Source organism: Mesorhizobium sp. WSM4983, assembly GCF_029625765.1.
Classification (GTDB): domain Bacteria; phylum Pseudomonadota; class Alphaproteobacteria; order Rhizobiales; family Rhizobiaceae; genus Mesorhizobium.
This window is the reverse complement of sequence record NZ_JARTVM010000004.1, coordinates 281,076-295,683: the sequence shown is the minus strand read 5'-3', so window position 1 is coordinate 295,683 and position 14,608 is coordinate 281,076. Positions and strand designations below refer to the sequence as shown.

General features: G+C 64.5%; 15 protein-coding genes and 1 pseudogene. 5 read left to right on the top strand and 11 right to left on the bottom strand.

Going from position 1 to position 14,608, the window contains the following annotated elements:
• Positions 1 to 3: 3 nt before the first annotated feature.
• The 3 genes from P9254_RS15425 to P9254_RS15415 are packed head-to-tail and all read right to left on the bottom strand — an operon-like array spanning position 4 to position 2,706.
• The gene (locus P9254_RS15425; RefSeq protein ID WP_278103886.1) at positions 4 to 708 is read right to left on the bottom strand and encodes an ABC transporter ATP-binding protein; all 705 of its coding nucleotides are present in this window, start codon (positions 706 to 708) and stop codon (positions 4 to 6) included.
• Positions 701 to 1,501, bottom strand: coding sequence for an ABC transporter ATP-binding protein (locus tag P9254_RS15420; RefSeq protein WP_245418863.1), 801 nt, complete (start codon positions 1,499 to 1,501; stop codon positions 701 to 703). Before P9254_RS15420 ends, P9254_RS15425 begins: the two co-directional genes overlap by 8 nt.
• On the bottom strand, positions 1,498 to 2,706 hold the full coding sequence (locus tag P9254_RS15415; RefSeq protein ID WP_066998453.1) for an ABC transporter substrate-binding protein: 1,209 nt from the start codon (positions 2,704 to 2,706) through the stop codon (positions 1,498 to 1,500). The genes P9254_RS15420 and P9254_RS15415 overlap by 4 nt, the downstream gene beginning before the upstream one ends.
• A gap of 554 nt (positions 2,707 to 3,260) precedes the next feature.
• On the opposite strand from P9254_RS15415, the gene P9254_RS15410 reads away from it, so the two are divergent.
• A complete protein-coding gene (locus P9254_RS15410; RefSeq protein WP_095824513.1) occupies positions 3,261 to 3,581 on the top strand; it encodes a hypothetical protein in 321 nt (106 codons plus the stop codon).
• 172 nt (positions 3,582 to 3,753) lie between these two features.
• Here the strand turns inward: P9254_RS15410 and P9254_RS15405 are convergent.
• Positions 3,754 to 4,350 (bottom strand): annotated as a pseudogene (locus P9254_RS15405) (YdeI/OmpD-associated family protein).
• Between the two features lie 288 nt (positions 4,351 to 4,638).
• On the opposite strand from P9254_RS15405, the gene P9254_RS15400 reads away from it, so the two are divergent.
• Complete coding sequence (locus P9254_RS15400) at positions 4,639 to 5,361, top strand: SDR family oxidoreductase (RefSeq protein WP_442920316.1); 723 nt, start codon at positions 4,639 to 4,641, stop codon at positions 5,359 to 5,361.
• Here P9254_RS15400 and P9254_RS15395 read toward each other — a convergent pair.
• On the bottom strand, positions 5,312 to 6,253 hold the full coding sequence (locus tag P9254_RS15395; RefSeq protein ID WP_278056846.1) for a LysR family transcriptional regulator: 942 nt from the start codon (positions 6,251 to 6,253) through the stop codon (positions 5,312 to 5,314). The genes P9254_RS15400 and P9254_RS15395 overlap by 50 nt on opposite strands.
• Before the next feature lies 1 nt (position 6,254).
• A complete protein-coding gene (locus P9254_RS15390) occupies positions 6,255 to 7,157 on the bottom strand; it encodes a S1C family serine protease (protein ID WP_278056845.1) in 903 nt (300 codons plus the stop codon).
• Between the two features lie 211 nt (positions 7,158 to 7,368).
• On the opposite strand from P9254_RS15390, the gene yghU reads away from it, so the two are divergent.
• Positions 7,369 to 8,238, top strand: a complete 870-nt coding sequence (yghU, locus tag P9254_RS15385; protein WP_095801381.1) for a glutathione-dependent disulfide-bond oxidoreductase — start codon at positions 7,369 to 7,371, stop codon at positions 8,236 to 8,238.
• A gap of 178 nt (positions 8,239 to 8,416) precedes the next feature.
• Here yghU and P9254_RS15380 read toward each other — a convergent pair whose 3' ends face one another.
• Positions 8,417 to 8,962 carry a YbhB/YbcL family Raf kinase inhibitor-like protein gene (locus P9254_RS15380; protein WP_278056843.1) on the bottom strand — a complete coding sequence of 182 codons (546 nt, stop codon included), beginning with the start codon at positions 8,960 to 8,962 and terminating at the stop codon, positions 8,417 to 8,419.
• 362 nt (positions 8,963 to 9,324) lie between these two features.
• Here P9254_RS15380 and P9254_RS15375 point away from each other — a divergent pair, with 362 nt between their 5' ends.
• Entirely contained in the window at positions 9,325 to 9,678 is a 354-nt protein-coding gene (locus tag P9254_RS15375) for a hypothetical protein (RefSeq protein ID WP_095824669.1), read from the top strand.
• Positions 9,679 to 9,919: 241 nt separating this feature from the next.
• Here P9254_RS15375 and P9254_RS15370 read toward each other — a convergent pair whose 3' ends face one another.
• The gene (locus P9254_RS15370; RefSeq protein ID WP_278056988.1) at positions 9,920 to 11,086 is read right to left on the bottom strand and encodes an aminotransferase-like domain-containing protein; all 1,167 of its coding nucleotides are present in this window, start codon (positions 11,084 to 11,086) and stop codon (positions 9,920 to 9,922) included.
• A 402-nt stretch (positions 11,087 to 11,488) separates the two neighbouring features.
• On the opposite strand from P9254_RS15370, the gene P9254_RS15365 reads away from it, so the two are divergent.
• Positions 11,489 to 11,803, top strand: coding sequence for a GYD domain-containing protein (locus P9254_RS15365; RefSeq protein ID WP_067322535.1), 315 nt, complete (start codon positions 11,489 to 11,491; stop codon positions 11,801 to 11,803).
• Positions 11,804 to 11,931: 128 nt separating this feature from the next.
• Here P9254_RS15365 and P9254_RS15360 read toward each other — a convergent pair whose 3' ends face one another.
• The 3 genes from P9254_RS15360 to P9254_RS15350 all read right to left on the bottom strand — a co-directional run bounded on the left by P9254_RS15360 (position 11,932) and on the right by P9254_RS15350 (position 14,528).
• Positions 11,932 to 12,087 (bottom strand): DUF1127 domain-containing protein, encoded by a 156-nt coding sequence (locus tag P9254_RS15360; RefSeq protein ID WP_082953795.1) that lies wholly within the window; start codon positions 12,085 to 12,087, stop codon positions 11,932 to 11,934.
• A 397-nt stretch (positions 12,088 to 12,484) separates the two neighbouring features.
• Positions 12,485 to 13,705 carry an amidohydrolase family protein gene (locus P9254_RS15355; RefSeq protein WP_442920315.1) on the bottom strand — a complete coding sequence of 407 codons (1,221 nt, stop codon included), beginning with the start codon at positions 13,703 to 13,705 and terminating at the stop codon, positions 12,485 to 12,487.
• Positions 13,706 to 14,072: 367 nt separating this feature from the next.
• Positions 14,073 to 14,528 (bottom strand): GFA family protein, encoded by a 456-nt coding sequence (locus P9254_RS15350; RefSeq protein WP_067322530.1) that lies wholly within the window; start codon positions 14,526 to 14,528, stop codon positions 14,073 to 14,075.
• Between the last annotated feature and the right edge of the window lie 80 nt (positions 14,529 to 14,608).

The following is a 14,608-nucleotide window of genomic DNA, read 5'->3' as shown; positions in this document are numbered from 1 at the left end:
CCATCATACCCCCAGCACCTCGTGCAGTTTGTCGGTGTGCGCGGAAAGCTGGCCGACCGGGAAACCTTCCACCACCTTGCCGTGATCCATCAGGTAGAAGCGATCGGCGATGCGGGCGGCGAAGCGGAAATTCTGCTCGACCAAAAGGATGGTCATGCCACGCTTCTTCAGCGTCGCCAACAATTCGCCGATGCGCTGGACGATGACCGGCGCAAGGCCTTCGGTCGGCTCGTCGAGCAAAAGCATTTCGACGCCGGTCCTCAGGATGCGGGCGATCGCCAGCATCTGCTGCTCGCCGCCGGAAAGCTTCGTGCCCTGGCTGTTGCGACGTTCCTTGAGGTTGGGGAAGAGGTCGAAGATCTCCTCCACGCTCATGCCGCCCTTGGCCACCACCGGCGGGAGGATCAGATTTTCGTCGACGGTGAGCGTGGCGAAGATGCCGCGCTCCTCCGGCACGAAACCGATGCCCTGGTGGGCGACGCGGTGCAGCGGCAGGCGGATCAGGTCCTTGCCATTGAAAGTGACGCTGCCCGTCCGTTTGCGGTTCAGCCCCATGATGGCGCGCAGCGTCGTCGTCTTGCCGACGCCGTTGCGGCCAAGCAGCGTAACCGTCTCGCCGCGCAGGACTTCGAGGTTGACGCCGTGCAGCGCATGGCCCTCGCCGTACCAGGCATGAAGGTCGCGCACGGCAAGCAGTGGCTCACTCATGCTCGGTCCCCATATAGGCGACGCGCACGCGCTCGTCCTGGCTCACAGTCGCGTAGTCGCCGGCGGCAAGCACCTGGCCGCGCTGCATGACGGTGATCCAGTCGCAGAGATCGGCAACGACGGTGAGGTTGTGCTCGACCATCAGCACGGCGCGGTCTTTCGCCAGCGAGCGGATGATGCCTGAGATCGTGCCGACATCCTCATGCCCCATGCCGGCCATCGGCTCGTCGAGCAGCAGAACTTTTGGATCGAGCGCCAGCGTGGTGGCGATTTCCAGCACACGCTTCCTGCCATAGGAGAGATCGCCCGCCAGCCGATGCGCGGCGTCGTCGAGCCCGACTATGGCGAGCAGCTCGCGCGCCCGGGGCGTCAGCTGGTCCAGCGCCGAGACCGGGCGCCAGAACTGATAGCCCAGCCCGCCCGGACGCTGCAGCGCGACGCGCACATTGTCGAGCACGCTGAGATGCGGAAAGATCGCCGATATCTGGAAGGAGCGTACAAGGCCCATGCGCGCCACCTTGGCCGGCGGCGTGCGGGTGATGTCGGTGCCGAGCAGCTGGATGGTGCCGCTGGTCGGCTGCAGGAATTTGGTCAACAGGTTGAAGATGGTGGTCTTGCCGGCGCCGTTCGGGCCGATCAAGGCATGGATCCTGCCGTGGTGGACGTCGAGGTCGACATCCTTCACGGCGACGAATCCGGCGAAGTCGCGCCGCAGGCCGCGGGCGGAAAGCACCACCCGCGGCGTCTGGTCGATGCCGTCCCGGCGGACGGCGGTGGCGGTGTCGAGCGTCACTTGCTGACGAGCGGGCAGCCGCTGTCCTCGGCTTTCATGAAGGCCTTGTCGCCGGGAATGGTCGCCAGGTAGGTGTAGTAGTCCCAGTCCTTCTTGCTCTCCTCCGGCTTCTTGACCTGGTAGAGATACATGTCGTGCACCATCGAGCCGTCGGCCTGCACCTTGCCGTTCACCGTGAACACGTCGTTGACCGGCATCTCATGCAATTGCTTGGCCACCGCTTCAGTCTCGTCGGTGCCGGCCTTGTCGATGGCCTTCAGATACTGCGTCACCGCCGAATAGGTGCCGGCCTGGACCATGTTTGGCATGCGGTTGGTGCGCTTGAAGAAGCGTTGCGCGAAATCGCGGCTCACATCGTCGCGGTCCCAGTAATAGCCTTCCGTCAGCACAACGCCCTGCGCCGCCTGCAGGCCAAGGCCATGCACCTCGGCCAGCGTGAAGAGCAGCGCCGCCAACCGCTGGCCGCCGGCGACGATGCCGAACTCGGCCGCCTGCTTGATCGAGTTCGAGGTGTCGAGGCCGGCATTGGCTAGGCCGATGATCTTGGCGCCGGAGGACTGCGCCTGCAGCAGGAAGGAGGAATAGTCGGTGGAGCCAAGCGGATAGCGCACCTCGCCCAGCACCTTGCCGCCACTGGATTCCACGAGCTTGGCGGTCTGGTCCTTCAGCGAATAGCCGAATGCATAGTCGACGGTGATGAAATACCAGCTGTCGCCGCCCTGCTGCACCAGTGCGCCGCCGGTGCCGACCGCTTGGGAGTGGGTGTCGTAGGCCCAGTGGAAACCATAGGGCGAGCACTGCTTGCCGGTGAGGTCGGTGGAGGCGGCGCCGGTGACGATGTCGATCTTCTTCTTTTCCTTGGAAAGCCCCTGGACGGCGAGCGCGACGGAAGACGTGGTGAGCTCCATGATCGCGTCGACCTGCTCGGTGTCGTACCACTGGCGCGCGATGTTGGAGGCGATGTCCGGCTTGTTCTGGTGGTCGGCGCTGACGATCTCGATCGGCGCGCCCTGCACCTTGCCGCCGAAATCCTCGACCGCCATCTTGGCGGCCTCTACCGACCATTTGCCGCCGAAATCGGCATAGACGCCGGACTGGTCGTTCAAGATGCCGATCTTGACCTTGCCGTCCGAGATTTCGCCAGCCGCCGCCGGCATTGCGGATGCCGCAATGAGCGCGGCGGAGACGAGATAGGATGCTTTCACTGGTAGTTCCTCCCTTGTGGTCAACCACGGGAAACGCGGCGGACCTCGCAATGGTTCAACAGTTCCGTCGGATTGTGGATTGAGGCCTCGATCCCGCCTGCCACTCCTATTCTTGCGGGTCTGCTCGTTTGCGGCTGGGCCGCCGCGCGCCTTGGGTGCACGGGCGCGAGCCTAGCATCACATTTCGCTGGCCGGGAATGCTATTTTCGTAGCATGCGGATGGGTTGGGGGCAGCATGGTGTCCCTTCACCAGGGCAGCCGCTTGCCATCGCTAAAAAGCCGCCGGTCGGACCGTCGGGCAAGGTTGCGGCGCAGACGATGCCGGCTGCGCCTTGCGCGACGGGGCGGCCGCCGGCACCGCCCATGTCGCGACCCAGCCGGGGCAGGTCGAATTGACCAGCAAGCGCCCCCTCCCCGCCAGACACAATCCGGAAACAAGATTCAACAGCGCGGAAAAACTCGCGAAAAGACCGGCTGTCATAAGCGGCACCGGAGCAGCCGAACTACGGCCAGCGACAACCTGATATCGATCTTCGAAAAAGGAATGCCGACTTATGAAAAAGACCCTTCTCTCCGTTCTCGGCCTGGCGGTCGCGCTTGCTTTCGCGGTGCCGGCGCTCGGCACTACCGAAGCCAACGCTGCCGCGACCACGACGGCTGCGGCCACGACGACCACCGCGGCTCCGGCTGCGGCCACCCAGACGGCCAAGCCGGACGCCAACGGCCCGCACAAGAAGCATGTCAAGCATCATCGCCGTCACGCCCGCAAGCATCACGTGAAGAAGCACTCGAAGCATCACGCCAAGAAGCATCATGTGAAGCACCACACCAAGAAGCGTACCCACAAGAAGCACGGCAAGAAGGTCGCCGCATAAGGCGCGTCGCCGGCTTTTGGCTTTTCAGCAATTGGCCAAAGACTTCATGACCGAATGATCCCGGACCGCTTCAACAGGGTTCGGGATCATCGCTTCCCGGAAACGCCGTCCCTCAAAGGCGGCGTTTTTGCTTACCGGGTCGCTGGCGCGGTCGTCCGGTCCGGATCGTGCCCTACTTCTTCTGCGGATAGATCGTCTCGCCGCGCTTCAGCATTTCGACGAACGTCTCGATCTTCTTCTTGCGCCCCGCCTCGGTCTTCATGTTGTGGACGCGGAAGGCGAGCGCGAAACGGTTCTGCGCCGAAAGCTTTGCCAGCATCGCTTTGGCCTTCGGTTCGGCATCGATCGCGGCCTGCAGGTCGGGCGGAATTGTCATCTCTTTCGAGCCGCCATAGGCGCGGTCCCAGCGGCCATCGGCTTTGGCCGCCTCGACTTCGCGCAGGCCATGCTCCGTCATGCGGCCCTCTTCGATCAAGCGCGCGACATTGTCGACGTTGATCCTGCTCCAGATGCTCTTCCTGCCGCGCGGCGTGTAGCGCTGCAGAAAGCTCTTCTCGTCGAGCGACTTGCGCACCGCATCGATCCAGCCGAAGCAGAGCACGACGTCGATCGCTTCCTTCGGCGTGATCGAAGGAAGGCCAGAGCCAACCTTGTGGATCTTGATCCAGACCTCGCTTTCGCCGGCGTGGTTTTAGCTGAGCCAGGCGTAGAAGCTTTCAGCGTCCGAGAACTCGTGGACCTTGCTCGGGTCGACCTTGATGGGGGCCATCGGTGTTCCTTCTTTTGCGTGAGCCGAGGCTCCGATCTTCCCCTTTGTTGGGAGACGGCCGGCAGGCCAGAGGGCGCGCTGTCGCGCCAATCCGTCGTCGCCGCTTTGGCTTATAGTCGTGGGGAGTTTAAGGCCGCGTTCCTTCGCGCGCCGTCTGCCCTGCTGGCTGAATTATCAGAGCCGCGCCAGCCAACCATCGGACTCTCCGATAACACTATCGGTTTCTTCCGTTTCCGCTCCGCCGGCCGGCCTGCCACATCACCGTCCATGCAAAGGAAAGGCATGGACATGGACGAGACAAAAATCCTGATCGTCGGCGGCGGTTCGGGCATGGGGCTGGCGCTCGCCAGGCGCTGCCTCGACGAAGGCGCCGGCGTCATCATCGCCGGGCGTAATGCAGCGAGGCTGAACGCCGCGCGCGATGAGCTCGATCGCCCGGCCGCGCTGGCAACGGCGATGGTTGACATCAGCCGCGAGGCCGAGGTCGCGGCGCTGTTCGCGCGCATCGGCCGGCTCGAGCATATCGTCAGCACGGCGGCCGATATCGAAGGCGCCTACCGGCTTTTGCCCGAGATCGAGCTGTCGGCGGCGCAAAAGGTTGTCGACAGCAAGTTCTACGGGCCGCTGCTGTTGGCCAAGCATGGCGCGCCGAAACTTTCGGCCAATGGTTCGCTCACCTTCGTCTCCGGCATTGCCGCCTACCGCCCGGCCGCGCGCGGCTCGGTGGTCGCGGCCGTCAACGCCGGGCTCGAAGGGCTGGTGCGGGCCTTGGCGATCGAGCTGGCGCCGATCCGAGTCAATGCCGTCTCGCCCGGCTGGGTCGACACGCCGATCTGGCAATTCGTTGCCGGCGATGCGAAGGACGAGACGCTTGCCGCGATGGCGAAGCGCCTGCCGGCGGGACGGGTCGGACGGCCGGAAGACATTGCGGACGCGATCCGCTTCCTGATGGGCAACGGCTTTACGACGGGAACGACGCTGCATGTCGAGGGCGGGCAGCGGCTGGTCTGACGATCGCGAAGTTTTCGCCCATCGCCGCGAGCAAGAGCTTCAGCGCCGGCGGCTGGACGCGCCGGCGCCGCCAGATCATGACCAGCTCCGCCGAGCGGATCGGGCCCGGCCATGCGATCTCGGCCACCTCGCCGCGATCGAGCGCCGCGGCGACCGCCAGCCGCGGCACAAGGCCGAAGCCGGCGCCGGCCGCCACCAGGCCGGCGATGGCGTCAATGCTGCCAGCCTCGGCCGCGAGCTTCGGTCCGCCGAGGCCCGCCTCGGTGAAGGCCGTGTCGACCATGGCGCGGTAGACGCATCCGGTTTCGGTGGCGACGAAGCGCTTTTCGGCAAGCTCCCCCAGATCGACACCCGCCCGGTTCTCGCCCGGCGGCGCGATCAGCACCAGTGGCTCGGCCGCGACGGGGCGCCTGGCGAAGCGCTCGTCGGGCTCGCTGGCGCCCGGTCTGTCGAAGCAGAAGGCGAGGTCGATCCCGCCCTCTCCCAGCCTGCGGCGCAACTCGCCGCTGCCTGCGATTTTCAGCCTGATGTCGATGTCGGGATGAACGGCCTGGAAACCGGCGAGCCAGCCGGGAAGTTTTGCCGAAGCGATCGTCTTGAGCGCGCCGAGCGTGAGGCTGCCGGCCGTCTCGGCCTTGGTGGCATCGATGGCGGCCCGGGCGTCGTCGGCGAGCGCCAGCAATTCCTCGGCGTAAGGTTGCAGCGCCTCGCCGGCCGGCGTCAGGTCCAGCCCTTGCCGCGACCGTATGAACAGCGTCGCGCCCAGCTCGGCCTCGAGCGCCTGGATCTGGTCGCTGACGCTCGACTGTGCGAGATTGAGCTCGCCCGCCGCGCGCGTGACCTTGCGTGTGCGCGCGACCGCGAGAAAGGTCTTCAGCAGCCTTGGATGCACGTTACTGCAGCTGCGGCTTCTTGAGGAAGGAGTTGCGGTCGGCCGATTTTACACGAAGCCAGGTCTCACGGCCGTCGCGCACGACGCGCAACGGAATTTCCGCGCCGGCCGGGTTCTGCCAGAGTTTTCGATAGAAGTCGGCGAGACCGTCAACCTCGCCGTCGCGCACGTCGGAGATGATGTCGCCTTGGCGAAGGCCAGCCTTTGCCGCGGGACCACCTTCGGCGACGCTCATCACCACCACCATGCCGTTCGACTCCGCCGAGAAGGCGCCGAGCCACGGGCGCGGCGGCTTGGCGACCTGGCCGCGCTTGACCAGATCGTCGAGGATCGGCGTCAGAAGGTCGATCGGCACGATCATGTTGATGTCGGCAACCTCGCCGGCGCGGCTCATCTGCAGGCGCAGCGAGCCGACGCCGAGCAGCTTGCCGTCACGGTCGAACAGCGCAGCACCACCCCACGACGGATGCGCCGGCGCGGTGAAGATCGCCTCGTCGATGAGATATTCCCAATAGCCGGCGAATTCCTGCTTGGTGACGATGTAGGCGTCGACCTGCTGGCCGATGCCGTCGGCAAGCGTCACGGCGTCGCCGATATTGGCCTTCCTGGCATTGCCGAACTTGACTGCCGGCAGCCCGAGCGGCGCCAGCGCCTGCACCAGGCCGAAGCCGGTCTCCTGGTCATAGGCCAGCGCATGCGCCGCAACCACGCGGCCGTCCTGGTCGGTCAGCCAGACCTCCTCGGCCTCGGTGATGAGATAGCCGATGGTGAGAACCAGCCCGCTGTCGCGGATCACCACGCCGCTGCCCTCACGGCGCGTGCCCAGCGCATTGGCGGTGAAGGCGTCGTCCGGAACCGTGGCGCGCACGGCCACGACGGAGCGCGAGATTTTTTCGATGGTCATCGTCGATCCTGAATTACGGGTCTTTTTCTATAAGTATGGCCAAAGGGACGCGGTGCAAGGGCATCTGTCCCTGACGGAGAAGGCGGGGCGCTGCTGGCCCAAGCGTTAGTTCAACGAAATTTGAACTTTTTTCTTTGACGCCCGCGCAACCGCACCTAAATCTTGCGCCAACGAACCCCGCACCCCGCTCACAGGAACAAGGCCTCCCGAGATGAACCAGTACAACCCGCCGAAAGTCTGGACCTGGAACAAGCCGAATGGCGGCACCTTCGCCTCCATCAACCGGCCAGTCGCCGGGCCGACGCATGAGAAGGAATTGCCTGTCGGCAAGCATCCGCTGCAGCTCTATTCGCTGGCCACGCCCAACGGCCAGAAGGTGACGATCATGCTGGAGGAGTTGCTGGCGCGCGGCCACAAGGGCGCCGAATACGACGCCTGGCTGATCCGCATCAATGACGGCGACCAGTTCGGCTCGGGCTTCGTCGAGGTCAACCCGAACTCCAAGATCCCGGCGCTGATGGACCGCAGCGAGCCGAAGCCGGTGCGCGTGTTCGAGTCGGGCTCGATCCTCACCTATCTGGCGGAAAAATTCGGCGAGTTTCTGCCGACGGAGCGTGCAGCGAGGGCCGAAACCTTCTCGTGGCTGTTCTGGCAGATGGGCTCGGCGCCCTATCTCGGCGGCGGCTTCGGGCATTTTTACGCCTATGCGCCGGAGAAGATCGAATACGCCATCGACCGCTTCGCCATGGAAACCAAGCGGCAGATGGACGTGCTGGATCGGCGGCTGGCCGAAAGCGAGTATCTCGCCGGGCCGGATTACACCATCGCCGACATGGCGGTCTGGCCCTGGTATGGCGGGCTCGCCAAAGGCCGCAGCTACAACGATGCCGCGCAGTTCCTCGCCGTGCATGAATACAAGCACGTGCAGCGCTGGGCCGACGCGATCGACGCCAGGCCGGCGGTAAGGCGCGGCCGCATGGTCAACCGCATCTCCGGCGATCCGGCCTATCAGTTGCACGAGCGCCACGACGCCAGCGATTTCGAGACGAAGACGCAGGACAGGTTGCAAGCGGCGGAGTGAGCTGCTGATCTCCCCGCCTTGCGTGGGAGATGGCCGGCAGGCCAAAGCGGTTCGCTGCGCGTGGAGCGCCGACGCCCGACGAACAACAAGAGGGCAAGTTGGCGCATCGTGCGCGCCGACCCCCTCTGTCGCCTTCGGCGACATCTCCCCCTCGAGGGCCCTTAAAGGGGGAGATCAGCTACCTCCCGTAGGTATACGTCACACTGGCCTCCGCCAGCGCCTGGCTCTTCGCCGCGACCGACACCATTTCGGGCGACGGATTTTCCGGCGTGCGCAGCTTTGCCTCACTCAGCGCATAGAGCGTGAAGACATAGTGGTGCGTGCCGCTGCCGGGCGGCGGACATGGGCCGAAATAGCCGGTGCGACCGACGCCGCCCGTGCCGGACACCGTGTCCTTCGGCAGGCGCTTGCCGCTTTTGGAGCCGGCGCCCTCGGCGAGGCCCTTGGCGCTTGCCGGGATGTTCCAGGCAAGCCAATGCCAGAACCCCTTGCCGTCGTTGGCATCGGGATCGAACATGGTGAGCGCGTAGCTCCTGGTGCCCGCCGGCGGGTCCTTCCAGCCAAGCGCGATCGAGACGCTCTTGCCGCCGCATCCGGGCTTGTCGCCGAGATATTTTGCGTCCCACTTGTCGTTGTAAACCGATGGGCTGGAGATCTCGAAGGCGGATGCCTGGGTGGCGAAGGCAGCGAAGGCAAGTCCAATCAGGCTGAGGCGCGAAGTCATGGCTTCACTCCTTCTACTTGGATTGCCCAAAGTCTATCCGAAAGGCGCGCCGGAGCCGAGCAACTTTGCGTGACGGCCGGCAGGCGCCGGAGCTGCCGATCTCCCTTACAAGGAGAGGATCCGGAGCACTGCGGATGACCAGTGTCACGCGCGGCGATGCGTGTATACTATCCCCCCTCTCGCCAACCCGGGCGACACGATTTGTCCTTGCCGGCCCTTCCTGAAAGTGCCGCCACCCGATCTCGCTGTTGGCTCAGAAAAACAGAGCTATGCGGTTCTTCACGAATTTTTTCAGCCGGAACATCCCCTGGAAAGCTCCGTTGGAAACTTAGTCAACGATGCAAACCAATGGAGATTTCCTGATGATGAAGAAGATTCTCGCAGCTTCCGTTCTTACCCTGGCGCTCGCGACCTCGGGCGCCATGGCTCAGACAGCCGGCGCGAGCGGCGACGCCAGCGGCAGCGTTTCGGGCGGCGTCTCGGGCACGACTGGCGGCGCCTCGGGCAGTGCGACGGGCGGTGCCACGGTCACCACGCCGACAACCCCTGGCACGGATACGACCACCACGAATTCCACGAATTCCATGAATTCCACGAATTCGACGAACCAGCCGGCCGGCATGCAGGATCGCTGCAAGGATACGGGCGCCAACGATACCGACAACAACACGGCCAGCGGCAATACGACCTCGAACATGCAGAACTGCAACAAGTAGGGCGGTTTCGATTCGCGCCGGATCGCCGACACAAAAAAGCCCCGCCGGTGGAAGCCGTCGGGGCCCTTTCGTTGAGGCCTTGAAGGTGGGACTTCGCTGCCTGCCGATCCAGGGGGTGTTGGATCGGCCGCGACCCTAGCCGAAGAATCGGCGGGGCTATAATCACGGCTGCGCACTACCAATCACGCCTGCGCGAGAAGGAGGTGATAGCCGGCTGTCGATCTCTCTTTGAGGAAATTGGCTACCTCAGCAGCTTCGCCAATCGCGGCACGCCCTCGCCCACCGCGCGGTCGTCGGCCAGCGTGAAGGACATGCGCAGCGTGTTGCGGCCAGTGCCGTCGGCATAAAAGGCGTTGCCCGGCACGAAGGCGACGCGCGCCTCTTTTACCGAACGCGCCAGCAACGCGGTGGCGTCAGTGCCTTCGGGCAGCGTCAGCCAGACGAACATGCCGCCTTCCGGCCGGCTCCAGGAAATGCCGTCCGGCATGTTTTCCTCGAGCGCGCCGAGCAGCGCGTCGCGGCGACGGCGATAGGCACCGATCAGCTTCTCCACCTGGGCGTCGAAGATGGTCTCGGCAACGCGATGCATGACCATCTGGTTGATCGACGGGCTGTGCAGATCGGAGGCCTGTTTCATCAGCACCAGCTTTTCCACCACATGGCGCGGCGCGCAGACCCAGCCGACGCGCATGCCTGGCGACAGGATCTTGGAGAAGGAGCCGCAAAAGAGCGTGCGGGCATTGTCGATGCCGCCCGAGCGGGCACAATCCAGCGCCAGGATCGGCGGCACCGCCGCGCCGTCATAGCGCAGCGCCCGATAGGCGGCGTCCTCGATGACGGCGATGTCGAGCTCGCCGGCGAGGTCGAGCACCGCCTCGCGCTGCTTGCTATCCAGCGTGTTGCCGGTCGGGTTGGCGAAATCCGGCACCAGATAGGCGAATTTCACTTTGCCGCCGTTAGCCGCGGCGGCCGCGCGATAGGCGTCCGGCGTCATGTTGCCGCCGGCAATGTTCAGCCGGTCGTAACGCGGCTCGTAGGCGTTGAAGGCCTGCAGCGCGCCGAGATAGGTCGGCCAGGTGACCAGCGCGGTATCGCCGGGCGACAGAAACAACTTGCCGAGATAGTCGAGCGCCTGCTGCGAGCCGGAGGTGATGAAGATGTTGCCCTCGTCGCATCGGATGCCGAGTCCGCCCATATAGCCGGCCAGCCATTTGCGCAGCGGCAGGAAACCTTCGCTGACCTGGTATTGCAGCGCGGCCCCCGCTTCCGCGCCGCCGAGCACGGCCTGATAGGCGTCGCCGATGGCCTCGGCCGGAAACAGCGAGGCATCGGGAATACCGCCGGCGAACGAGATGATGTCGGGCTGATCGAGCAGCTTCAGGAGCTCGCGGATTTCCGAGGCCTTCATGCGCGAGGAGCGCGAGGCCAGAAGGTTCAACAGGGTCAAAGCGCACCTCCCGCAGTGCTTCGTTCAGGGTCTTAGCATTTAGGTCAGCTTCGTTGACCTATTATCAGGCCACGTCCGTCGCGTGAATACACAAAACGGCCATGGCGCATCGCTCTGACGACATTTGGCCCACATATCCTGACGGAGATATCTGACACGACGGCGGTCCGCTCATCGCGGGATTGTCGTAATATTAGAATAGGCGCATATTGTCGCAAGCCGAAGCCGTGCTCCGGCTGAACCGCCTGTTGGCCATGGTGCCCGGGCGGTCCGTGACCAGGTCAAATGTCAGTGAAACAACAAGCACCTCGGCTGCTCAAACCATTGAGCAGCCTGAGGCAATGATATTTGGAGGAGATAGCCATGAAGGTCACCATACTGGCAAGTTACGAACCCCATGCCGCCAAAGGGCTGATGCAGGGATCGAACCGCGAAGCTGCAATCCAGGCGCTCTTTGAAAGCGTCGGCGGCAGGATGAGCAGTGTCATGTTCACGCGCGGCATTTACGACGTCGTCGTCAATGGCGAGGTGCCGGATCAGGTCGCCGGGATGGGCATGGCCCTTGCCGTGCGCGCGAGCGGCTCGTTGAGCGAGCTGGTCGTCCTCGAAGAACTCGACATGAAGGCGGTGCTCGCGGTCGCCAACAAGGCTGCCGGGGCCTACAAGCCCGCCGGCTGACGGCCTGGCCAGGCAGCAGGGACGGCGCGTTCGTCGTCCCGTGCTGCCGGCATCACGTCACCGCAAGCCGAGGCTTTGCTTATGCATGCCCTTATCCCCAAACCGCTCCGCACTTTGGGCAACATGCATTAGAACGGCAATCGAATCTCGTCGTCCCGGGCCGTATCGGGCCATCCGATGTCCTTGCGGATCTCCGGCGGCAGTTCGTTCAGCTCGCGCGTCGTTCTGCGGCGCCTTCTCGCCTGCGCGAACGCGGCGCGGATTCGGTTAAGGCTCTTAAACATCGCAACCTCCACAAAGCAGCGGCAGAACTGGCGGCCGCCCTCCGGGCGCCGCTTTTGAGGTGCGTCTGTAACCAGGCGATTGCGCGCAGACGGTGAAATGCTTCACGAAGCCGGAGCGGCCTGAAACATTTGTGTGCGAATTAAATTGGGTTTCGACGCCGCGGCATTAGTGGCGAGCGCCAACAGGCGGCGCTGCCGGCTATGACGGGCGCACAATTGCTGACTGCCTTGCTCGCCAAGATAGGCGTCAGGCGTTAGTCCGTACTACCGGAAGGAAGTTGCTGCGCGGTCTGCGCCGAGAGCCGGCCTTTGCGGACGAGCGTCGGCTTCGAATATTCTTTTTTCATGGCGAAATCTCCCCTGCCTCGCCGGAAAATGCGGTACGGCTATCGGACTGTCAAGCAGATGGCAGCCCGGTGAGACCGGCCGGATCGACCACCTTCCCGTCCCTGATCACTTCCCTGCCCGCGCGATACACGGTCCGCTCCTTCGGCACGGCCACCACCGCTTCCGGCACATGCTCGGCCCTGAGCGCGACGAAATCGGCCTTGGCCCCGACGGCGATGCCATAGCCTTCGAGCCCCAGCGCCCTGGCGCCGGCATGGCTCACCACGTCGTAGGCTGCTTCCAGCTGGCAATCCTCGTAGAAGCCGGAGCGGTAGCCGATCATGTTGGCGCGGTTCAGCATGTCGCCATCGCCGTAAGGCCACCAGGAATCGCGGATGTTGTCGGAGCCGGCAAAGACCGTGACGCCCGCCTTGCGCAATGCCGCCACCGGCGGGAAAGGATGGTTGCCGGGCGCGTTGGTCATGATGGCGACGCCGGAGGCGGCGAGCAGCTCGCCGGCTTTGGCCAGCGCGTCGGCGGAAATGTCGCCCAGCGCATAGGCGTGGCTGACGGCGACTTTGCCTTGCATGCCCAGTGCCGTGCTCCGCGCGGCGATCTCCTCGATCTCGAACAGGCCGAGGGTGCCGCCGTCATGCAGGTGGATATCGATTCCGGCGCCGTGTTTTTCGGCAAGGCCGAAGACGACGTCGAGATGGCCCTTCACATCGCGGTCAAAGCTTGCCGGGTCGAGCCCGCCGATCAGATCACAGCCGAGCTTCAAAGCCTCGTCCAGAAGCTCGGCGGTGCCGGGCGACGACTGGATGCCGCTTTGCGGGAAGGCGACGAGCTGGATGTCGATCAGCTCGCGATATTTTCCGCGCACGGCAAGGATCGTCTCGACATGTTTCAGCCCGACCGCGGCGTCGACCATGACATGGCTGCGCATCGCAAGGCTGCCATTGCCGACGCAAAGCTCGAGCTGGTTTTTCGCGCGCTCTTCCATCGGCGCGGCCTGCTCGAGGTTCCGCATCTGGAAGGCGACCCGCTCGCGCACGTCGAAGCCGTTGGTGCAGGGAATGTGCGGGCGCCAGACATCGCCATAGAAGGAGGTGTCGAGATGGATGTGGCCCTCGACGAAGGCCGGCAGCACGAGCTGGCCGGCGAGGTCGACGGCGCCTGGCGGCGTGCCGGCGGCATTGGCGGCGGGCGTGATGGCGCTGAAGCGGCCGCCGGCGACGGTGAGGTCGGCCAGGGAGCCGTCGGCGATTTTCGCGTTGAGAAAGCGGGGCAAGATGCAATCCATCAGCAATGATGCATCAGTCGTCGTCCCTCGGCAGGCAGAGGTCAATGCGGATCGGGATAGAAAGTGTTTCGCCGAAGTTCTCTGTCACCCGCGGTTGGCAGATCGCGCGCCCGATCGCCTGCGCCGCCGTTAACCTTAATTCCAAGCGGCGGTGGGGAAGTCCCTGTCGCCTGCCTATTCCGCTATCGCGGAAGTTTCGGCACGAGAAAAACATGCCATAGTCCAGGCTGCGGTACGAGGCCGCCTTGGTCGACGCGGACGCCCAAGCACATCCCCAACAATGTCGCCCCCAACGGCCGCGTCGACCTTGTACTGAACGGCGATCTGACCCGGGTCGCCGTTTTGTTTTTGGCCATCAGGCCTGGGACTTGGCGTATTCCGCGACCAGCCCGTCATATTCCTCGAAGGCCGGCAAGGCCGCGTAGCTGTGCAGGGCGGGCGTCTCGGCCCAGGGCAGCTTCTCGCTGGTCCAGGTCTCGACGAAAGGCGTGAACCAGGCGGGGTCGTCCAGCATGGTCGGGCGCAGGTTGACGAACCAGTCGAGCCCCTCCGGCCGGGTGAACATCCAGCTCATGCAGTAGCCGCAGAAATAGTGCTTCGAAGCGCCGCGCAGGCCGCCGATCACCGGCTCGCCCTTGGTGATCTCGAAGCCATCCGCGGGAATGGCGGCGCTCAGCGAATAAGCGCTCGACGACATCTTCTGGCAGCCGGTGCAATGGCAGGCCATGGTGAGCAGCGGCTTGGCGGAGATCCTGAGGCGCACGCGGCCGCAGCGGCAGCCACCTTCGGCAGGCAGGGAGGGAATTGGCATGAGCGCTCCTTGGTTGGTTTTCCCTTCTCATCCGTCGCCTTCGGCGACACGTTCTTCCCACAAGGAAGAAGGAGGAGCCA

Coding starts and splice junctions, on each gene's coding strand:
- yghU (WP_095801381.1), top strand. CDS start 7,369: ATGAACCAGTACAACCCGCCGAAAGTCTGGACCTGGAACAAGCCGAAT.
- P9254_RS15370 (WP_278056988.1), bottom strand. CDS start 11,086: ATGAAGGCCTCGGAAATCCGCGAGCTCCTGAAGCTGCTCGATCAGCCC.
- P9254_RS15390 (WP_278056845.1), bottom strand. CDS start 7,157: ATGACCATCGAAAAAATCTCGCGCTCCGTCGTGGCCGTGCGCGCCACG.
- P9254_RS15375 (WP_095824669.1), top strand. CDS start 9,325: ATGATGAAGAAGATTCTCGCAGCTTCCGTTCTTACCCTGGCGCTCGCG.
- P9254_RS15380 (WP_278056843.1), bottom strand. CDS start 8,962: ATGACTTCGCGCCTCAGCCTGATTGGACTTGCCTTCGCTGCCTTCGCC.
- P9254_RS15350 (WP_067322530.1), bottom strand. CDS start 14,528: ATGCCAATTCCCTCCCTGCCTGCCGAAGGTGGCTGCCGCTGCGGCCGC.
- P9254_RS15365 (WP_067322535.1), top strand. CDS start 11,489: ATGAAGGTCACCATACTGGCAAGTTACGAACCCCATGCCGCCAAAGGG.
- P9254_RS15360 (WP_082953795.1), bottom strand. CDS start 12,087: ATGTTTAAGAGCCTTAACCGAATCCGCGCCGCGTTCGCGCAGGCGAGA.
- P9254_RS15400 (WP_442920316.1), top strand. CDS start 4,639: ATGGACGAGACAAAAATCCTGATCGTCGGCGGCGGTTCGGGCATGGGG.
- P9254_RS15425 (WP_278103886.1), bottom strand. CDS start 708: ATGAGTGAGCCACTGCTTGCCGTGCGCGACCTTCATGCCTGGTACGGC.
- P9254_RS15410 (WP_095824513.1), top strand. CDS start 3,261: ATGAAAAAGACCCTTCTCTCCGTTCTCGGCCTGGCGGTCGCGCTTGCT.